Raw genomic sequence first — 18,711 nt, forward strand, 5'->3', positions numbered from 1 at the left:
ACAGTTGATCTTTGTCGGTCACAAAATCCAGTGTGGGAGCGAGCCTGCTCGCGAAAGCGATCTGCCAGGCTCAACAGATATATCTGACTAGATCCGGCCCTCGGGCGCATACGGCGCCGGATCAATAATCGGCGTCCTTCCCAGCATCACATCGGCAAACAACTGACACGACGCCGGCGCCAGCACCAGTCCATTGCGGTAATGCCCGCAGTTCAACCACAACCCGTCAAACCCCGGCACCCGGCCAATGTAGGGAATCCCCTCCGGCGAACCCGGACGCAACCCCGCCCAGTGACCGACCACTTCGGCATCCGCCAGCGCCGGCAACAACTCAACCGCTGAAGCCTTCAGGCTTTCCAGGGCCACATCGGTCGGCGTCTTGTCGAAACCTTCGTGCTCCAGCGTGCTGCCGATCAGGATATGCCCGTCACGACGCGGAATCGCATAACGGCCCTTAGCCAATACCATGCTCGGCAAAAAGTCCGCCGCGCACTTGTAGAGAATCATCTGGCCTTTGACCGGTTCGACCGGCAACGTCAGGTCCAGCGTCTTCAGCAGATCACCGCTCCACGCCCCTGCCGTCAGCACGACCTGATCGCCCTTGATTACACCCATCGATGTCTCGACTCCAATTACCTGCTCGCCCTCTTGGACAAAGCCGCTGACTTCGCACTGTTCGTGAATGGTCACGTTCGGTAATGCCTGCAGTGCAGCTTTCAGTGATTTGACTAGGCGCGGATTGCGCACGTTGGCGACATCGGCCATGTAGATCGCCCGCGAGAAACCGCCACCAAGCACCGGCACCGCATCATGTGCAGCCGAGATATCCACAGCCCTCAGCGGACGGTTCTCCCGCTCGGCCCAGGCCAGTGCTTCGGCTTCATCGTCCAGATCCAGCCAGTGCAGGCCGGTGGTGTGCACTTCAGGATCCACTCCAGTGTCAGCGAACAATCGCTCGCCGAGCTGTGGATAAAAGTCCTGCGACCAGTGCGCTAGCGCCGTGACCGCCGGGCTATAACGCCACGGATACAACGGCGAAACGATACCGCCGCCGGCCCAAGACGATTCCTGGCCGAGGTTCGAACGATCGAGCAGCACCACACTGCGCACTTCGGAGGCGAGATTGTAGGCGGTCAGCAGGCCAATCACTCCGCCACCGACAATCACCACTTGCTGTTGCCTGGTCATGTTTGATCCAACCGTAAATAAGACAGTGGGCGCAAATGGCACCCGAAAGAAAGCGCCTCAGCGGCCCCAGCAATCCTTGGTGGTCAGCCCGGTGGTCGCGTTGTTCATGCTGCGGACACCGGTGTTGGTCAGGGTGAAATCCCCGCACTTGTCGGTGGCCATGGAGGTACCCGTTTTACGGGTAGCGGTCAGCAGGAAGGTCTGGTCAGCGATGGTCGGGATAATCGTGTAGAAATCATTACCCGTACTCAGACCAGTGATGCCGGTATAGACATTGTTCTTGGTGTAGAAACGCTCGAGGGTTTGCGCCTGCTCCGAGAGCAATCCCACCACTTCAGCGCGGCGGCCTTTTTTTACGTATTCGGTATAGCTCGGTGCGGCGATGGTGATGACGATACCGATGATCGCAATCACGATCATGATTTCGATCAGGGTGAAACCACGGTTGGATCTGCGCATGCCTCAAACTCTCACTTACTGTATTTGCCGCCACATGATACGACGACTGCCGCCGCCGCCCTTCTCCACAATGATCGTGATGGTGCCACTGGTGTCGGTCGTCCCCTTGCGCTTGCCATCGCTGGAGACGAAGTTCAGGGTCGGAATGCCACCGGTGAATATCACTCCGCTGGAGATCGAGTCATTGCTGTCGACCAAACCGTCAGAGCTGGTGTCCAGCACGGCGTAATTGAGCATCTTACCGCTGAACGCATCCAGTTCGACCAGTTTGCCGGTACCAAAACTCGCACAGGGATCAGTGGTATCAACACTCGCCGTGGTAAAGACAATACGGCCCAGCACGATACTCGCCTGATTGATCACCCGCTCGCCAGTCAGCACGTTGTTGTACACCAGCGGAAGATACCAGCCCTTCTCCCCCGGATAAGTCGTCTCATTTTGAGTTGTGGTCAGGAATTGCCCGGAGCTGCCGGAGAATGAACCGGTTATCGCCTGCGCCTGCAAACTGCTGACCGTGAGCTGTCCCGAGCCCCCATCGGCATCCCACACCGAGTAAAACGCCTGCAAATCCTTGTTGGCCTTGTCTGCAGTTTCGTTGAATTTACCGGTACCGACGAAAATCTGTTTGCCACCCAATGAATTGTCCGCCAGCAATGGTTGCGCGGTGATCGGCTGACTCGCGCCGCCTGCCGTGGTGAACAGCGGCTTGCCGGAAAACGCCACGCCCCAGCTTTCAGGCGCAGTAGCGCTGAGGTCGAACTTCCACAAGCGCCCTCGCAAGTCACCGCCATAGGCAGCCTGCACCACATTTTGCGAATTGACCTTGAGCTTCACCGACGACAGACCGTTAGTGGTTTCCGAACTGTCGATTACGATTTTCTTGATCAGCGAACCATCGCGTACGTCCAGCACATACAACGCCGCCACGCCGGAGTTGCTGCCGTAACCGTTGGAAATGAACGCCGCCCAGCGACCATCGGCCAAGCGTGCCACTTCCGGCCGGGCGTAGGCATAACCCAGATCATTGAAAACATTTGCGGTGTTCGCAGTCGTTGGCCCACTCACTTCCCACAGCGCACGCATTACGTTGCCAGCCGAAGCGTCGAACAGTTGCAGCGCATAGAACGTCTTACCGCCGGCGCCGGTGCCGCCGATGGCCAAGGTTTTCCAAGCGCTGTTGAATTGCGCGTCATAAACCCCGACCGGGCCATCGACCAGAAACTTGTGGCTGACACCGTTGATGTAGCTCGGATCGGCAATCAGCCGCAGCGACGGCAATACACTCGACGGCATATAACCGTAACGCCGGGTGCCGTTGGCCGAGTTGATCACGTTGACGAAACCGTCGTTGGCATTTACCACCAGGCTTGCATTCATGCTCGCCGCTTTAGTGGTCAGGTAGGAGGAGTAAGAGGTATCGCCCGACAGGTCTGAGGCGGTTTTATCGGTAGGTGAAGCCAGCACCAATGGCGAATTGATGATGTCGCCCAATAACACGCTGCGTGACTTGAGCCCGGTTTTGTTGGTGCCCTTGCTCCACTCCACCAGGTCAATCCCGGTAATGCCGGTGGGCAGGCCCTGATTCAGCGTGGCCTGCTGTGCGGCGGAAAAATTTCCGTAGGTCAGCGTCACAGCGGCGTTGCTTGCGGTGTTCCAGGACTGATAGGTCGGTGCGGTCGCACCTGGCACGATTGTCGTGTCAGTGTTCCAGAGTGCTGTCGATGTATTAACGGTTCCGGTCGAGGTAAAGCCGAATGACTTGATCGTGCCGCGCCAGTCCTTGGGATCGTAAGTGGTCTGATAAAAGCTGCTGCCACTGCTGATCGTTGTCCCACTGACGGTGCCCGCCCCGCCGGAGCCGGCCTTGGAAGTGATATCGCTCAATGCCGAGGACAGCGCGTTGTTGAGACCCGTGCTGTCGGTGGCCTGATAGTACCGGCCTTGCCCGTAACTTGCCGCGTCAGAGAGCATGTCGTTGTCGGCGGTGAAGCCCACGGTATAGGTGTTCATGTTCTGCTTGGGAAAATCCACCGCGTTCCAACTCTTGCCCGCCGCGTCGGTACCGGTCGAGCGCATGTCGATATCGAAGGCGAACTTGGCGATGTCATCCAGATACAGCGTATCCCCTTCTTTGTCGCCATAGAGGTTGTTGCCGTCATTGCTGACACCGTCCCAGTTCGGTAACCGGCTGCCGCCCAATGGGTCGTTGCTCGGAAAGGTACGGTCGAAGGTCGGCAAGCCATCGGTTATCACCACGCCATAATTTTTCTGGCAGCGGTACTGGATCGGACTGGTGTAGGTCGCGGGCGTGCTGTTGTAGTAAGGCGCCATACCGCGCATGTAGCGGGTGATTTCATAGTAGGTTTCTGCCAACGGCGTGTTGGCCACGGCACTCAAACCATTGATCGATGAGATCAGCGCGTTGTAGTTGGTGTCTGCCTGCGCCTGCGTGACGCTCCCGGACACCGGCGCCAAGTCGCTGATCGAGCGGGCGATATAACCGCCATTACCAGAGTCGTTGTTGGTGACCGGGTTGAAAGTCGACAGACCAATACGCAAAGTGCGATTGCTGGTGACCAGCGCCGTCGACACGTTACGCGCAACGTTCATTCGGTAATCGTTGGGAATCGCCCCTGTGGTGAAGTCACGGGTGCCGTTGCTCGTGGCCAGGCCGACGATATAGGAAATGTAATCGGCGGAATATCGGGTGTTCTCATTGCCTACGGGGTCGGGCAGCTTCAGGCATAACGGCGCCACGCTGTTGTTGTAGAACGCATAGGCGCCGCCCGAGCACCCGGAGGTCGGCAGGCTCGATAGAAACACCGTGTCGCCGGTGATCTGCGGAGCATTGAGCGCAGAGCACAATCCCAGGAAGGCATTGCACTGCCGGGCGGGTGCACGGTTGATGTTCGGATCAAATCCGGCGGCGTAAATGATGCTGTTCATACTCCCCGAATCATCAATCAGCAGCATCACATTCGGTGGCACCGCTGCAGCACTCAACAGCGGCGAATCAGAGGGCGTGAATGCATAGACGGGCGTCGCCAGATACAAGCTCAGCAGCAGGCCGAGCAGCAGCGATGTGCAGCGTTCAATACTTCGCATAGACACTCTCCACCACACTGCGCGAGCTGCCGGCAATGCCGACAGCGGTGACGCGATACAACGTCGCAGAGGTGTTGCTCGGCACGTTGACGGCGGTCAGTGTGGTGCCGATGTTCTGCACACCATAGAAACCATTGCCGGCGGCGATCCAGGTCACCCCGGAGGTCGAGTTGAACCCCGCCGCACTGACCACCGACGACTCCGCCGGCGGTGCGCATTGGGTGGTGCCGCTGCACACGGCGAGCGAATAACTGTCCAGTTGCACAGCGCTCTCCCCAACACGCAGAGCCGCCTCGGCCGTCTGGAACGACTGATTGCGCAGGCTCACACTGCCGGCCATTTTTTCCTGCAGGTTGGCGCTTTGCATCGACGACAAACCAATCAGGGTCAACAACAGCAGGAATACCAGACTGACCAGCAACACCATGCCTTGCTGAGTCTGACGGGAGTGAAGAGAAATCCTCATCAGCGCGCCCTCACTGCAAGCGGTTGCGCAAAGCGGCAACCACGTTGAAGGTTTGATTGCGCACCCGATTGTTCGGATCGTTGAGGGTCAGGCTCAGCCGCACACTGCGAATGCGCGCCGGATCGGCGGGGTTGGCGCTGTAGGTCGAGGCCGCCACATCCGTCGCCGAACTGGCCAGACCAAACGTCACGTTGAATGCACTGACATTGTTCACCAACACCTGCTGGGTCGGTGTGCCGCTGCCGGTGCCCATGAGAATCTGATTGTTGCTGAAGCTGTAGATCAGACGCCGGATCGGGAACGCGATTTGCCCGCTCGCCGGGGAGCGCAAGCCGGTATAGGCCGTTGCGCTATTGCGGCAGTCGGAGAGCACCGTCCAGGTTGGCGTGCCCCCGCCGCTGCCGATATCGGCGGTCACCAGTGTCAGTTTCAGGTTGGCATTGTCCCAGTTGATCGGCATGACCTGCGCAGCGTTGAAGTCGCCCGCGGAGCTCGAATCGAGGATCGTGCCCAGACAGCCGAACATCCCGACCATGCGAATTTCCTGAATCATCTTGCTCAATACGAACCGCGCGTCTTCCTGCATCGCGGCGGCAGTGTTCTGGCTGACATAGGTATTTTTCGCCGCGATGAAAATCTGCACCACGCCAAGCACCACAATCAGCCCCAATGCCAAAGCGATAAGTAATTCGATCAGACCGAATCCACGGTTTTGCTGCTTCATGGCGTGGCCACCGGATCAACCGCAGCGCGGCTGGTCAGGATAAAACTGCGTTGAGCACTGGCGGTGTTGGCTGCCCGTGCGTCGCTCCAGTTGATGGTGATGGTGTAGACGCGCTGATTGAGGGTGATGCTGCCGGTGGCGGTCGGCCCGCCGAAATTGATGATGTTGGTCGAGAAGTCGTAGAGATCCTGATCACGCGCAACGCTCAAGTTGCCCGAAGTCGGCGGCGTGACGGTGTAGTCGGCGCCGGAATTGGCGCGGATGCGGTCCATCATGTCGTAGGCAATGAAACTGGCCTGACTGGTCATCCGTGAGCTGTCGGTGTATTTCAGCGCATTCAGTTGCACCGCTGCCGCGCCCAGCAGCCCGACCGTCAGAATCAGCAACGCGACCAGCACCTCGATCAGCGTCATGCCCTGCTGTACGTGTTGACTCCCTGCCCTCATCCGCAACTTCCACCCAATTGAATTCGTCCGTTCAAACACACATTCAGCGTCCTGCTTTGCGTTCCCAACGTGTAACTGATGGTCACCGCCGTCGACGGCGCTGCCAGACCACCGAGGTTATTGAAATCCAGTGCGGTCACTCCTGAGGGTAGCGTCAGAGTTGCGCCACTGCTCATCGCGGGAACAACCCGCAACACATTGGCCGAAGTGCCAGTACTGTCGTAAACCGACAACTCACTGGCCCAGACGCTGCCACCGGCGGTCGGGCGCAGACGCAGGGTAGTGCCTCGGTCGATGGCTTCGAGCCTGGCGAAGTTGATCGCCCGTTGCAGGTCACCCATCTCGGTATCAGCCTTACTGCCTTGTACCGAACGAGTGAACGCCGGCACCGCCAGAGTGATCAGGATCACGAAGATCGCGATCGCGACCAACAACTCGATCAGCGTGAAACCTTTTGTACGAAGATCCATCAATGCCCTCCGTTGCCGTCGGCTATACCTGCTTCTACACGCTAGAACATTCAACCGGCCCGCGTCGGTTGATTTGCCCTGCCCGGCGCACGGAGCGCGCCGTTCATCACATTCCACGGAGGGAGTTTTCATGCCGCAACAGGGTTTCAGCCTGATAGAACTGCTTATGGGACTGGCGATTGGCGCAATTGTTCTGCTGCTGGTCAGTCCGGCGTTTGCCACGCTCAAAGAATCGAACCATCGGGATCAAGCGGCGCAATCGCTGCTCGATGGCCTTCGCAACGCCCGCACACTTGCCATCACGCGCAATCAGAGCGTGGTGATTCATGGCATCAACGGCGACTGGAGTCAGGGCTGGCGGATCATTCTGGATATCAGCGGCAAGGGGCAGAAAGACAGCAACAATCCACTGCTACAAGAAAGTGTGAGCGACACGCAGGTGCCAATTGTCGGCAATTGGTCGGTGAGTCGTTACGTACGTTTCAGCAGTCTGGGGCAACCGCTGATGCCCGGGCGGGCATTTCAGGCAGGGACATTACATGTCTGCTCGGCTCGCGAGCCGGTCAGCCAGCGTCAGATAGTACTGGCGGCGACCGGCCGTGTACGCCTGAACAGCCAAGAGACTGAGCAGGCGCTGTGCCACAAAAGCCAGCGTGTCAGATCGAACGCACGCGCAGCTCTTTAGGCATCGAGAACGTGATGTTCTCTTCGCGACCGGCCAGCTCATCGGCACCGGTGGCGCCCCAAGCCTGCAGTTGCTGAATCACGCCACGCACCAGTACTTCCGGCGCGGAGGCACCGGCGGTGATGCCGATACGCTCAACGCCATCGAACCAGCTCTTTTGCAGGTCTTCCGCGCCGTCAATCAGGTAGGCCGGTGTGGCCATGCGCTCGGCAAGCTCACGCAGACGGTTGGAGTTGGAGCTGTTCGGGCTGCCAACTACCAGCACCACGTCGCACTCGTCGGCCAGTTGCTTGACCGCGTCCTGACGGTTTTGCGTGGCGTAGCAGATGTCGTCCTTGCGCGGACCGCCGATGGCCGGGAAGCGCGTGCGCAATGCATCGATGACGCGACTGGTGTCGTCCATCGACAGCGTGGTCTGGGTCACGAAAGCCAGTTTATCCGGGTTCTGCACCTGCAGCTCGGCGACGTCTTTCTCGTCTTCGACGAGGTAAATCGCGCCGCCATTGCTGCCGTCATACTGGCCCATGGTGCCTTCGACTTCCGGGTGTCCGGCGTGGCCGATCAAAATGCACTCACGGCCATCGCGGCTGTATTTAGCCACCTCAATGTGCACCTTGGTCACCAGCGGGCAGGTGGCGTCGAACACTTTCAGGCCACGGCCGGCGGCTTCGGTGCGTACGGCCTGGGATACGCCGTGAGCACTGAAGATCACGATAACGTCGTCCGGCACCTGATCCAGCTCTTCGACGAAGATCGCCCCGCGGCTGCGCAGGTCTTCAACGACGAACTTGTTGTGCACCACCTCGTGACGCACGTAGATCGGCGGCCCGAAGACTTCCAGGGCGCGGTTGACGATTTCGATCGCCCGGTCCACACCGGCGCAGAAGCCACGGGGGTTGGCGAGTTTGATTTGCATGCTGTGCCTCGTGTCTTGCGCGCGAAAACAATGAATAACCAACTGGGTGGGAGCGAGCTTGCTCGCTCCCACATTTTTACAGCGCTTTGACGGAAATGATTTCCACGTCAAAGGTCAGCGTCTTGCCCGCCAGCGGGTGGTTGAAGTCGATGGTCACTTGCGCGTCATCGAACTCTTTCACCACACCCGGCAACTCAGTATTGGCCGCATCGTTGAAGATCACCAGCAAACCCGGTGACAACTCCATGTCGACGAACTGCGAACGCGGGATGATCTGTACGTTCTGCGGGTTCGGCTGGCCGAAGGCGTTTTCCGGCTCGACGGTCAGCGTACGCTTGTCGCCAGCCTTGAAGCCGAACAGCGCCGCTTCGAAACCCGGCAGCAGGTTGCCGTCGCCGACCTTGAAGGTCGCCGGGGCTTTGTCGAACGTACTGTCGACGGTGTCGCCGTTCTCCAGGCGCAATGCAAAGTGCAAAGTGACTTCCGTGTTCTGGCCGATGCGTTGCTCAGCCAATACCTGTTCAGTCATGAACGGCTTCTCCGGTCTTTTTACTTTTGAACATATCCAGTGCCAACATCACCGCGCCAACGGTAATCGCGCTGTCAGCGAAGTTGAACGCCGGGAAGTACCAGCGGTTCTGCCAGTGCACCAGAATGAAATCGATCACATGGCCCAAGGCAATGCGGTCATACAGATTGCCCAGCGCACCACCTAGCACCAGCGCCAAAGCGACGGCCAGCCAGGTTTCGTTGCGGCCCAGGCGCTTGAGCCAGACCACCAGCACCGCACTGACCACAATCGCGATCAGGGCGAACAACCAGCGCTGCCAGCCGGAGCTGTCCGCCAGGAAGCTGAACGCCGCGCCGGTGTTGTAAGCCAGGGTCCAGCTGAAGTAATCGGGAATGATCACGATCTGCTGGAACATTTCGAGCCTGCCTTCGAAGTAGAACTTGCTGGCCTGGTCGATGACCAGAACCAGCAAACTCAACCACAGCCAGCTCAACCGTCCAAAACGGCCAACGGCATTAGGCATAGTGACGAACCTCGCCAGCGCCGCTGATGTTGTCGACGCAACGACCGCAGATTTCCGGATGCTCCGGGTTCACACCGACGTCTTCACGGCAGTGCCAGCAACGGGCGCATTTCGGGAAGGCCGATTTGACGATCTTCAGCTTCAGGCCGCTGACTTCAGTCACTACCGCGTCGGCCGGAGCCTGTACAAACGGTGCAACGCTGGCCGTCGAGGTGATCAAGACAAAGCGCAGTTCGTTGCTCAACTTGGCCAGGTCGGCGCTCAGGGCGTCTTCGGCGTACAGCGTCACTTCGGCTTGCAGGTTGCCACCGACAGCTTTCGCTGCGCGCTGGATTTCCATTTCTTTGTTGACCGCTACCTTGACCGCCATCACGCGCTCCCAGTAGTCGCGGCCCAGTTCAACGTCGGCCGGCAGTTCGGTCAAACCTTCGTACCAGGTGTTGAGCATGACCGATTCGTTACGCTCGCCCGGCAGGTATTCCCACAGTTCGTCGGCGGTGAAGGCGAGGATCGGCGCGATCCAGCGCACCAGCGCTTCGGAGATGTGGAACAGCGCGGTTTGCGCCGAACGGCGGGCCTTGCTGTTGGCGCCAGTGGTGTACTGACGGTCCTTGATGATGTCGAGGTAAAAACCACCCAGCTCCTGCACGCAGAAGTTGTGGATCTTCGAGTAAACGTTCCAGAAACGGTATTCGCCGTAGTGCTCTTGCAACTCGCGTTGCAGCAGCAAGGTACGGTCGACTGCCCAACGATCCAGCGCGAGCATTTCTTCGGCCGGCAGAATGTCGGTAGCCGGGTTGAAACCGCTCAGGTTCGAAAGCAGGAAGCGCGCGGTGTTTCGGATACGACGATAAGCGTCCGCACTGCGTTGCAGGATCTGATCGGAAACCGCCATTTCACCGGAGTAGTCAGTCGAAGCAACCCACAGACGCATGATGTCGGCGCCCAGAGTATCGTTGACTTTCTGCGGCGCGATCACGTTGCCCAGCGACTTGGACATCTTGCGACCGGCTTCGTCGACGGTGAAACCGTGGGTCAGCAGTTCGCGGTACGGCGCGTGATTGTCGATGGCGCAGCCGGTCAGCAGCGACGAGTGGAACCAGCCACGGTGTTGGTCGGAACCTTCCAGGTACAGATCGGCACGCGGGCCGGTTTCGTGACCCATCGGGTGCGAACCGCGCAGGACGTGCCAGTGCGTGGTGCCCGAGTCGAACCAGACGTCGAGGGTGTCGCTGATCTTGTCGTACAGCGGCGCTTCGTCGCCGAGCAACTCGGCAGCGTCCATCTTGAACCAGGCTTCGATACCTTCGACTTCAACGCGCTTGGCCACTTCTTCCATCAGCTCGACGGTGCGTGGGTGCAGTTCGCCGCTTTCCTTGTTGAGGAAGAACGGGATCGGCACGCCCCAGTTGCGCTGACGCGAGATGCACCAGTCCGGACGGTTGGCGATCATCGAGTGCAGACGCGCCTGGCCCCAGGCCGGAACGAATTTGGTGTCTTCGATGGCTTTGAGCGAACGCACACGCAGGGTGTCACCGCTGGTTGGCTCTTTGTCCATGCCGATGAACCACTGCGCGGTGGCGCGGTAGATCAGCGGGGTCTTGTGGCGCCAGCAGTGCATGTAGCTGTGTTCGATGACGGTGGTGTGCAGCAGCGCACCGACTTCGGTCAGTTTGTCGACGATCGCCGGGTTGGCCTTCCAGATGAACTGGCCGCCGAAGAATTCCAGCGACGGCACGTACACGCCGTTGCTCTGCACTGGATTAAGGATGTCGTCGTTAACCATGCCGTACTTCTTGCAGGTCACGAAGTCATCCACGCCGTAGGCCGGAGCGGAGTGAACCACGCCGGTGCCAGCACCCAGTTCGACGTAGTCAGCCAGATACACCGGCGACAGACGGTCATAGAACGGATGACGGAAGTTGATCAGTTCCAGCTGTTTACCGGTGGTGGTCGCGATGACCGAGCCTTCGACGCCATAGCGCGTCAGGCAGGCTTCGACCAGCTCTTCAGCCAGTACCAGCAGCTTGTCGCCGATGTCGACCAGGGCGTAGTTGAATTCCGGGTGAACGTTCAGCGCCTGGTTGGCCGGGATGGTCCACGGGGTGGTGGTCCAGATCACGATCGAGGCAGGTTTGCTCAACGACGGCAGACCGAACGCAGCAGCCAGTTGGGCTTCGTCGGCGATCGGGAATGCTACGTCGATGGTCGATGACTTTTTGTTCTCGTACTCGACTTCCGCTTCAGCCAGGGCCGAGCCGCAGTCGAAGCACCAGTTCACAGGCTTGAGGCCCTTGAACACGAAACCGCCCTTGACGATTTCGGCGAGGGCGCGGATTTCACCGGCCTCGTTCTTGAAATCCATGGTCTTGTACGGGTTGGCCCAATCGCCCAGCACGCCGAGACGGATGAATTCGGACTTCTGCCCTTCGATTTGCTCGGTGGCGTAGGCACGGCACAGCTCGCGGGTCTTGTCCGCGCCCAGATTTTTGCCGTGGGTCACTTCAACCTTGTGCTCGATCGGCAGGCCGTGGCAGTCCCAACCCGGAACGTACGGCGCGTCGAAGCCCGACAGGGTCTTCGAGCGGATGATCATGTCCTTGAGAATCTTGTTCAGTGCGTGACCGATGTGGATCGTGCCGTTGGCATACGGAGGACCGTCGTGCAGAACGAACTTCGGACGATCCTTGCCAATCTCGCGCAACTTTCCGTACAGGCCAATACTGTCCCAGCGCTGCAGGATCTGCGGTTCGCGCTGTGGCAGGCCGGCCTTCATTGGGAAGGCGGTGTCCGGAAGGTTAAGCGTGGCTTTATAGTCGGTCATTTAAGGCTCTTCATTAGCGATGGGCGCTAGGTGCGGCTAGTGCACGGGCGGTGGCGACATCCGCATTGATCGCCGTTTTCAATGCCTCCAGGGAGGCGAAGCGCTGCTCTTCACGCAGCTTTTGGTGGAAAACCACCGTCAAACGCCGGTCATACAGATCGCCGGCAAAATCTAGAAGATGGACTTCAAGGTGGGCCTTGCCATCACCTTGTACCGTGGGCCGTACGCCGATATTAGCGACACCGGGCCAGGTCTTGCCGTCGATATCGACATTCACCAGATACACACCTGTGAACGGCACGCGACGACGTTTGAGTTGAATGTTGGCAGTGGGCGTACCCAGTTGCCGGGCCAGTTTCTGGCCGTGCAGCACGCGACCGGCAATGCGGTACGGGCGACCGAGCAAACGTTCGGCCAAGGCAAAATCGGCGGCAGCCAATGCATTACGCACCTGCGTACTGCTGACGCGAATGCCGTCCAGTTCGACGGTTTGCGCGGCTTCGACGGTAAAACCGTGCATCTGCCCGGCCTGCAGCAGGAAGTCGAAATCGCCGAGGCGGTCGCAACCGAAACGGAAATCGTCACCGACTTCCAGATGCTGCACGCCGAGACCATCAACGAGGATGGTGTCGACGAACTCACTGGCGCTGAGCTTGCTCAAGCGCTGGTTGAACGCCAGGCACAACACCCGGTCGACGCCTTCGGCAGCCAGCAATTGCAGCTTGTCGCGCAAGCGGGCCAGACGCGCCGGCGCGGTCTCGGGGGCAAAGAACTCCCGTGGCTGCGGCTCGAAAATCACCACGCAGCTGGGTACGCCCAACTCGAGCGCACGCTCACGCAGTCGGGCCAGGATAGCCTGGTGACCACGGTGAACACCGTCAAAGTTGCCAATAGTGGCGACGCAGCCCCGATGCTGGGGGCGCAAGTTGTGGAGGCCTCGAACCAGCTGCATAACGCGCTTCTTGCTCATAAAGTGGTCGATTATAACCACACCCGACGGTCGACGACAGGCAACACCGTAACGCAAAGTGAACGAGCCGACAAAACTGCCGGCCCGCGCCTGTTTATAAAGGGTAAAACCTCAGCTCAAGGCCTTGCGATTGAAATCACGCAAGCGGAAACCGAGCAACAGCAACATACCGAAATAGGACACCACGCCCGCCGCAACCAATGCGCCCAGACGCAGGAAGCGCTCAAGCATGTGCCCTTGATCCCACGCCGGCATGAAATGCATGCCAAGCAGCAACACTGCCGACATTACCGCCACCGCGATCACCAGTTTGAAACCAAACTTGGCCCAACCCGGCTGCGGCTGATACATCTGCTGTTTACGCAGTTGATAGAACAGCAGTCCGGCGTTGAGACAGGCACCGGCACTGATCGCCAGTGCCAGCCCCGCGTGCGCTAACGGGCCAATCAGCACCAGGTTGAACAGCTGAGTGACCACCAGGGTAAAGATTGCGATTTTTACCGGTGTACGGATGTTCTGTTGCGCATAAAAGCCCGGAGCCAACACTTTGATCACAATAATCCCGAGCAGACCGACAGAGTAAGCAATCAATGCGCGCTGAGTCATTTCGGCGTCGAAGCCACTGAACTGACCGTACTGGAATAGCGAAACAGTCAGCGGCTCGGCGAGAATCCCCAGCGCCAGCGCACAGGGCAGCACCAGCACAAAGCACAGGCGCAGGCCCCAATCGAGGATTCGCGAGTACTCATGGCGATCTTTGCTCGCGTAAGTTTTCGCCAGCGTCGGCAGCAGAATCGTGCCCAATGCCACGCCAAGCACACCCGAAGGCAGCTCCATCAAGCGATCGGCGTAATACATCCACGACACCGAGCCTGCGACCAGAAACGAGGCGAAGATGGTGTTGATGATCAGCGAGATCTGGCTGACCGACACGCCGAGAATCGCCGGCAGCATCTGCTTCATTACGCGCCAGACGCCGGTATCGCGCAGGTTCAGGCGCGGCAGCACCAGCATGCCGATCTTTTTCAGGTGCGGCAGCTGATAGAGCAACTGCGCCAGTCCACCGACCAGTACCGCCCAGCCCAGCGCCATCACCGGCGGATCGAAGTACGGCGTGAGGAACAGCGAAAACACGATCATGCTGACGTTGAGCAACGTCGGCACAAAGGCCGGCACCGAGAAACGGTTCCAGGTATTGAGAATCGCGCCCGCCAGTGAGGACAGGGAGATCAGCAATATATAGGGGAACGTCACCCGCAACAGATCGGAGGTGAGCTGGAATTTTTCCGGCGTATCGGTAAAACCCGGGGCCGTCGCCCAGATCACCCAGGGCGCAGCGATCATGCCCAGCGCCGTCACTACCGCCAATACCAGCGTCAGCAGACCCGACACATAGGCAATAAAGGTTCGGGTCGCCTCTTCACCTTTCTGGCTTTTGTATTCAGCGAGAATCGGCACGAATGCCTGCGAGAAAGCGCCCTCAGCGAAGATACGCCGCAGCAGATTGGGCAGTTTGAAGGCAATAAAGAAGGCATCCGTCGCCATCCCGGCGCCGAAAGTACGAGCAATCAGCGTGTCACGAACAAAGCCCAGAATCCGGGAAAGCATCGTGATAGAGCTGACGGCGGCCAACGATTTGAGCAGATTCATTGAGGGAATTTGTGCCTGTCGATAAACAGCAGGCGAACAAAGCGCCTACTTGTGCGATACTCCGCGCCGCAGCAGCACAGAGCCAAAGCTCGCGAGTTTACAGGTCAAGCGCCGGAAATAAATATCCCGCCTCTTTATACCTACCACTTAGCGGAACGTTTCAAGTGCCCTTGACAAGACTTCAACTCATCGGCATGATTCGCGGCCTATTTTGTTTGCTATTTCCTAAAAAGTCTTTCGAGGAGCTCGACGGTGGCCAACTCACCTTCCGCCAAAAAACGTGCAAAACAGGCTGAGAAGCGTCGCAGCCACAACGCCAGCCTGCGTTCCATGGTTCGCACCTACATCAAGAATGTAGTTAAAGCCATCGACGCAAAAGACGCTGAAAAAGCTCAAGCTGCATACGTTCTGGCTGTGCCAGTTATCGACCGTATGGCCGATAAAGGCATCATCCACAAGAACAAGGCTGCTCGCCATAAGAGCCGCCTGAATGGCCACGTCAAAGCGCTGAAAGAAGCTGCTTAATCCGACGTAGTCATTAAAAAACCGACCTTAGGGTCGGTTTTTTATTGCCTGTGATTTAGCAAATACAGCGCAAAAAAAATGTAGGAGTGAGCCTGCTCCGGGCGGCGTTCCGACGATGGCAGTGTGTCAGTCAGCAAATACATATCTGACGCAGGCTCACTCCTACAGTTGGATTTGCGGTGTTATTGCTGGACGGGTACCCACGGCAGGATCGGGATCGCGGTCACGGCATTCTGCGGACTGCCTTCGATCAAGCGATCGCTGTAGACCAGATACACCAGCGTATTGCGCTTCTTGTCCAGGAATCGCACCACCTGCATGGTCTTGAATACCAGCGAAGTCCGCTCCTTGAACACCTCATCGCCATCCTTCAGATCACCCTTGAACTTGATCGGGCCGACCTGACGGCAAGCGATCGACGCTTCTGCGCGATCTTCAGCCAGACCCAGGCCACCCTTCACACCGCCCGTCTTGGCGCGCGACAGGTAGCAGGTCACCCCCTCAACTTTCGGATCATCGAAAGCCTCGACCACAATGCGGTCGTTCGGACCGACAAACTTGAACACCGTCGACACCTGACCGATTTCCTCGGCCGAGGCCAGCAATGGCATCGCCATCAGCAAGCCCAACAATCCTTTCGCTAAACGCATCGAATTTTCCTTAGACCAGAATCAGGTTGTCACGGTGAACCAGTTCAGGCTCCGCCATGTAACCGAGCAAACCGACAATCGCATCCGACGACTGACCGATAATTTTTTGTGCTTCCAGCGCGCTGTAGTTAGCCAGGCCTCGGGCAATCTCACGACCATCGGGCGCCACGCAGACGACCATTTCACCGCGACGGAAACTGCCCTGCACCAACTTCACACCTACCGGCAGCAAACTTTTATTGCCCTGTGACAGCGCCGACACCGCACCATCATCCAGCACCAACGTGCCGCGAGTCTGCAGATGCCCGGCCAGCCATTGCTTGCGTGCCGCGAGCATGCCGCGCTCAGGCGACAGCAACGTACCGATACGCTCACCCGCCTTCAGGCGATCAAGCACACGCTCAAGACGCCCACCAACAATGATGGTGTGCGCACCGGAACGCGCAGCCAGTCGCGCCGCTCGCAACTTGGTCTGCATACCGCCACGCCCCAGCGCACCACCCGTGCCGCCCGCTACCGCATCGAGACTCGGATCATCAGCGCGCGCTTCGTAAATCAGCTGCGCCTCGGGATTGTTGCGCGGATCGGCGTCAAACATGCCATCGCGGTCGGTCAGGATCACCAGCAGATCCGCCTCGACCAGGTTGGCCACCAGCGCCGCGAGCGTGTCGTTGTCGCCGAAACGGATTTCGTCGGTGACCACGGTGTCGTTTTCGTTGATCACCGGGATGACTTTCAGCTCGACCAATGCGCGCAAAGTGCTGCGGGCGTTGAGGTAGCGCTTGCGGTCGGACAAATCGTCATGCGTCAGCAGAATCTGCGCAGTGTGCCGGCCATGCTCGGCGAAGCTCGATTCCCACGCCTGCACCAAGCCCATCTGACCAATTGCCGCAGCCGCCTGGAGCTCATGCATCGCACTGGGTCGTGCGGTCCAGCCCAAACGGCTCATGCCGGCCGCTACCGCCCCGGAGGACACCAGCACCAACTCGACGCCAGCCTCATGCAAGGCCACCATCTGCTCCACCCAGACACTCATTGCCGCGCGATCCAGCCCTTTGCCATCAGCTGTCAGCAAAGCGCTGCCGATCTTCACGACCCAACGCTGCGCACCTGTCACCTTGCTCCGCATCATCTTCAACCTTAGCTTGAGGGCAACGCGACCCAGCGCCGCCCATGACGTTATTTGTGACTTGCGATTTCCAGATACTAAAACGCCGCTCGATTGAGCGGCGCCTTAGAAAAACGGCTTGCAGCGATGATAACACCGCCCTGAGATGAAGACTCAGCACACACCAGCGATCTTCTAAAGGTCAAAAGATCGCAGCCTGCGGCAGCGCCTACCCAACGAATCAGTCACGCACGTAAATGATTTCCGGACCGTCTTCGTCATCCACATCCTCTTCGTCCCAATCATCGTCGCCGATGTCATGGACCGACTTCACGCCGCTGCGACGCAGGGCACGCTTGTCATCCAGCGCCTGCAGCTGCGCACGGGCTTCGTCTTCGATGCGCTGATCGAGGTCGGCCAGCTCTTCCTTGTAAGCCGGGTCATTGGCCAAGCGATCGGCGCGATCTTCCATGTAACGCATGATGTCGTGGCACAGACGCTCGGTACCGATCTTGGCGATCGCCGAGATCACGTAGACCGGGCCAGTCCACTCCAGGCGATCAACGATTTCCTTGACGCGCTCATCGTGCTCTTCTTCAAGGATCTGGTCGCACTTGTTCAGCACCAGCCAGCGATCACGCTCGGCCAGGGACGGACTGAACTTGATCAGTTCGTTGACGATCACTTCAGCGGCATCCGGCGCGCTGGAATCATCCAGCGGTGCCATATCGACGAGGTGCAGCAACAGACGCGTACGTGCCAAATGCTTGAGGAAGCGAATGCCCAGGCCAGCACCGTCGGAAGCGCCTTCGATCAGACCCGGAATATCGGCAATGACGAAGCTCTTCCAGCGATCGACGCTGACCACACCGAGATTCGGCACCAGCGTGGTGAACGGGTAGTCGGCGACTTTCGGCTTGGCCGCAGAAACGGAACGGATAAAGGTACTTTTACCGGCGTTCGGCAAGCCCAGCAGACCGACGTCAGCCAGTACTTTCATTTCCAGTTTCAGGTCGCGCTGCTCACCCGGCTTACCCGGCGTGGTCTGACGCGGCGCCCGGTTGGTACTGGATTTGAAACGGGTGTTACCCAGACCGTGCCAACCACCCTGCACTACCATCAGTTTCTGGCCAGCCTTGGTCAGGTCACCAATCACTTCCTGAGTAGCAGAGTCGATCACCGTAGTGCCGACCGGCACGCGCAGGATCAGGTCTTCACCTTTTTTACCGGTGCAGTCGGTGCTGCCGCCGTTAGAGCCACGCTCGGCATCGAAGTGCCGGGTGTAACGGTAGTCGACCAGAGTGTTGAGGTTTTCGTCAGCCATCATGTAGATGGAACCGCCGTCACCACCATCACCGCCGTTCGGGCCACCGTTTTCGATGAATTTTTCCCGACGGAAACTCATGGCGCCATTGCCGCCGTCACCAGCCTTTACGCGAATCGATACTTCATCAACAAACTTCATAACCAACGCCTCTCGCCGTACGGACG

Annotated in this window: 18 protein-coding genes; 2 read left to right on the forward strand and 16 right to left on the reverse strand. The window is 58.8% G+C overall.

What is annotated here, in order from left to right:
• Positions 1–87: 87 nt before the first annotated feature.
• The 7 genes from thiO to ACOYXH_RS21165 are packed head-to-tail and all read right to left on the reverse strand — an operon-like array spanning position 88 to position 6,858.
• Positions 88–1,188, reverse strand: coding sequence for a glycine oxidase ThiO (gene thiO / locus ACOYXH_RS21135; protein ID WP_460409928.1), 1,101 nt, complete (start codon positions 1,186–1,188; stop codon positions 88–90).
• A gap of 57 nt (positions 1,189–1,245) precedes the next feature.
• Positions 1,246–1,647 carry a type IV pilin protein gene (locus tag ACOYXH_RS21140; protein ID WP_095048695.1) on the reverse strand — a complete coding sequence of 134 codons (402 nt, stop codon included), beginning with the start codon at positions 1,645–1,647 and terminating at the stop codon, positions 1,246–1,248.
• Between the two features lie 15 nt (positions 1,648–1,662).
• A complete protein-coding gene (locus tag ACOYXH_RS21145) occupies positions 1,663–4,752 on the reverse strand; it encodes a pilus assembly protein (RefSeq protein ID WP_460409929.1) in 3,090 nt (1,029 codons plus the stop codon).
• Positions 4,739–5,218, reverse strand: a complete 480-nt coding sequence (locus ACOYXH_RS21150) for a pilus assembly PilX family protein (protein ID WP_095048697.1) — start codon at positions 5,216–5,218, stop codon at positions 4,739–4,741. The genes ACOYXH_RS21145 and ACOYXH_RS21150 overlap by 14 nt, the downstream gene beginning before the upstream one ends.
• Before the next feature lie 10 nt (positions 5,219–5,228).
• A complete protein-coding gene (locus tag ACOYXH_RS21155; protein WP_095048698.1) occupies positions 5,229–5,942 on the reverse strand; it encodes a PilW family protein in 714 nt (237 codons plus the stop codon).
• Positions 5,939–6,388, reverse strand: coding sequence for a type IV pilus modification protein PilV (gene pilV, locus ACOYXH_RS21160; protein ID WP_095048699.1), 450 nt, complete (start codon positions 6,386–6,388; stop codon positions 5,939–5,941). The genes ACOYXH_RS21155 and pilV overlap by 4 nt, the downstream gene beginning before the upstream one ends.
• Complete coding sequence (locus ACOYXH_RS21165) at positions 6,385–6,858, reverse strand: GspH/FimT family pseudopilin (RefSeq protein WP_095048700.1); 474 nt, start codon at positions 6,856–6,858, stop codon at positions 6,385–6,387. The genes pilV and ACOYXH_RS21165 overlap by 4 nt, the downstream gene beginning before the upstream one ends.
• Before the next feature lie 130 nt (positions 6,859–6,988).
• Between ACOYXH_RS21165 and ACOYXH_RS21170 the strand changes: the two genes are divergently transcribed.
• Entirely contained in the window at positions 6,989–7,543 is a 555-nt protein-coding gene (locus ACOYXH_RS21170) for a GspH/FimT family pseudopilin (RefSeq protein WP_460066059.1), read from the forward strand.
• Here the strand turns inward: ACOYXH_RS21170 and ispH are convergent.
• The 6 genes from ispH to murJ form a co-directional block, all read right to left on the reverse strand.
• Positions 7,515–8,459, reverse strand: a complete 945-nt coding sequence (gene ispH / locus ACOYXH_RS21175; RefSeq protein WP_095048702.1) for a 4-hydroxy-3-methylbut-2-enyl diphosphate reductase — start codon at positions 8,457–8,459, stop codon at positions 7,515–7,517. The genes ACOYXH_RS21170 and ispH overlap by 29 nt on opposite strands.
• A gap of 76 nt (positions 8,460–8,535) precedes the next feature.
• Entirely contained in the window at positions 8,536–8,973 is a 438-nt protein-coding gene (gene fkpB, locus ACOYXH_RS21180) for an FKBP-type peptidyl-prolyl cis-trans isomerase (RefSeq protein ID WP_177409248.1), read from the reverse strand.
• Positions 8,974–8,980: 7 nt separating this feature from the next.
• Entirely contained in the window at positions 8,981–9,493 is a 513-nt protein-coding gene (gene lspA / locus ACOYXH_RS21185) for a signal peptidase II (RefSeq protein WP_095048703.1), read from the reverse strand.
• A complete protein-coding gene (gene ileS / locus ACOYXH_RS21190; protein WP_095048704.1) occupies positions 9,486–12,317 on the reverse strand; it encodes an isoleucine--tRNA ligase in 2,832 nt (943 codons plus the stop codon). Before ileS ends, lspA begins: the two co-directional genes overlap by 8 nt.
• Before the next feature lie 13 nt (positions 12,318–12,330).
• Positions 12,331–13,269 (reverse strand): bifunctional riboflavin kinase/FAD synthetase, encoded by a 939-nt coding sequence (gene ribF, locus ACOYXH_RS21195; RefSeq protein ID WP_174244482.1) that lies wholly within the window; start codon positions 13,267–13,269, stop codon positions 12,331–12,333.
• Between the two features lie 129 nt (positions 13,270–13,398).
• Entirely contained in the window at positions 13,399–14,937 is a 1,539-nt protein-coding gene (gene murJ / locus ACOYXH_RS21200; RefSeq protein ID WP_095048705.1) for a murein biosynthesis integral membrane protein MurJ, read from the reverse strand.
• 252 nt (positions 14,938–15,189) lie between these two features.
• Between murJ and rpsT the strand changes: the two genes are divergently transcribed.
• Positions 15,190–15,462, forward strand: a complete 273-nt coding sequence (rpsT, locus tag ACOYXH_RS21205) for a 30S ribosomal protein S20 (RefSeq protein WP_003228351.1) — start codon at positions 15,190–15,192, stop codon at positions 15,460–15,462.
• 182 nt (positions 15,463–15,644) lie between these two features.
• On the opposite strand, the gene ACOYXH_RS21210 is transcribed toward rpsT, so the two are convergent.
• The 3 genes from ACOYXH_RS21210 to cgtA form a co-directional block, all read right to left on the reverse strand.
• Positions 15,645–16,112: a CreA family protein gene (locus ACOYXH_RS21210; protein ID WP_007909822.1), complete on the reverse strand. Its 468-nt coding sequence runs from the start codon at positions 16,110–16,112 to the stop codon at positions 15,645–15,647.
• Positions 16,113–16,122: 10 nt separating this feature from the next.
• The gene (gene proB, locus ACOYXH_RS21215) at positions 16,123–17,241 is read right to left on the reverse strand and encodes a glutamate 5-kinase (protein ID WP_042561149.1); all 1,119 of its coding nucleotides are present in this window, start codon (positions 17,239–17,241) and stop codon (positions 16,123–16,125) included.
• A 220-nt stretch (positions 17,242–17,461) separates the two neighbouring features.
• Positions 17,462–18,685, reverse strand: a complete 1,224-nt coding sequence (gene cgtA, locus ACOYXH_RS21220; RefSeq protein WP_016986202.1) for an Obg family GTPase CgtA — start codon at positions 18,683–18,685, stop codon at positions 17,462–17,464.
• Positions 18,686–18,711: the final 26 nt, after the last annotated feature.

The sequence above is a fragment of the Pseudomonas sp. Mb7 genome (assembly GCF_054790525.1).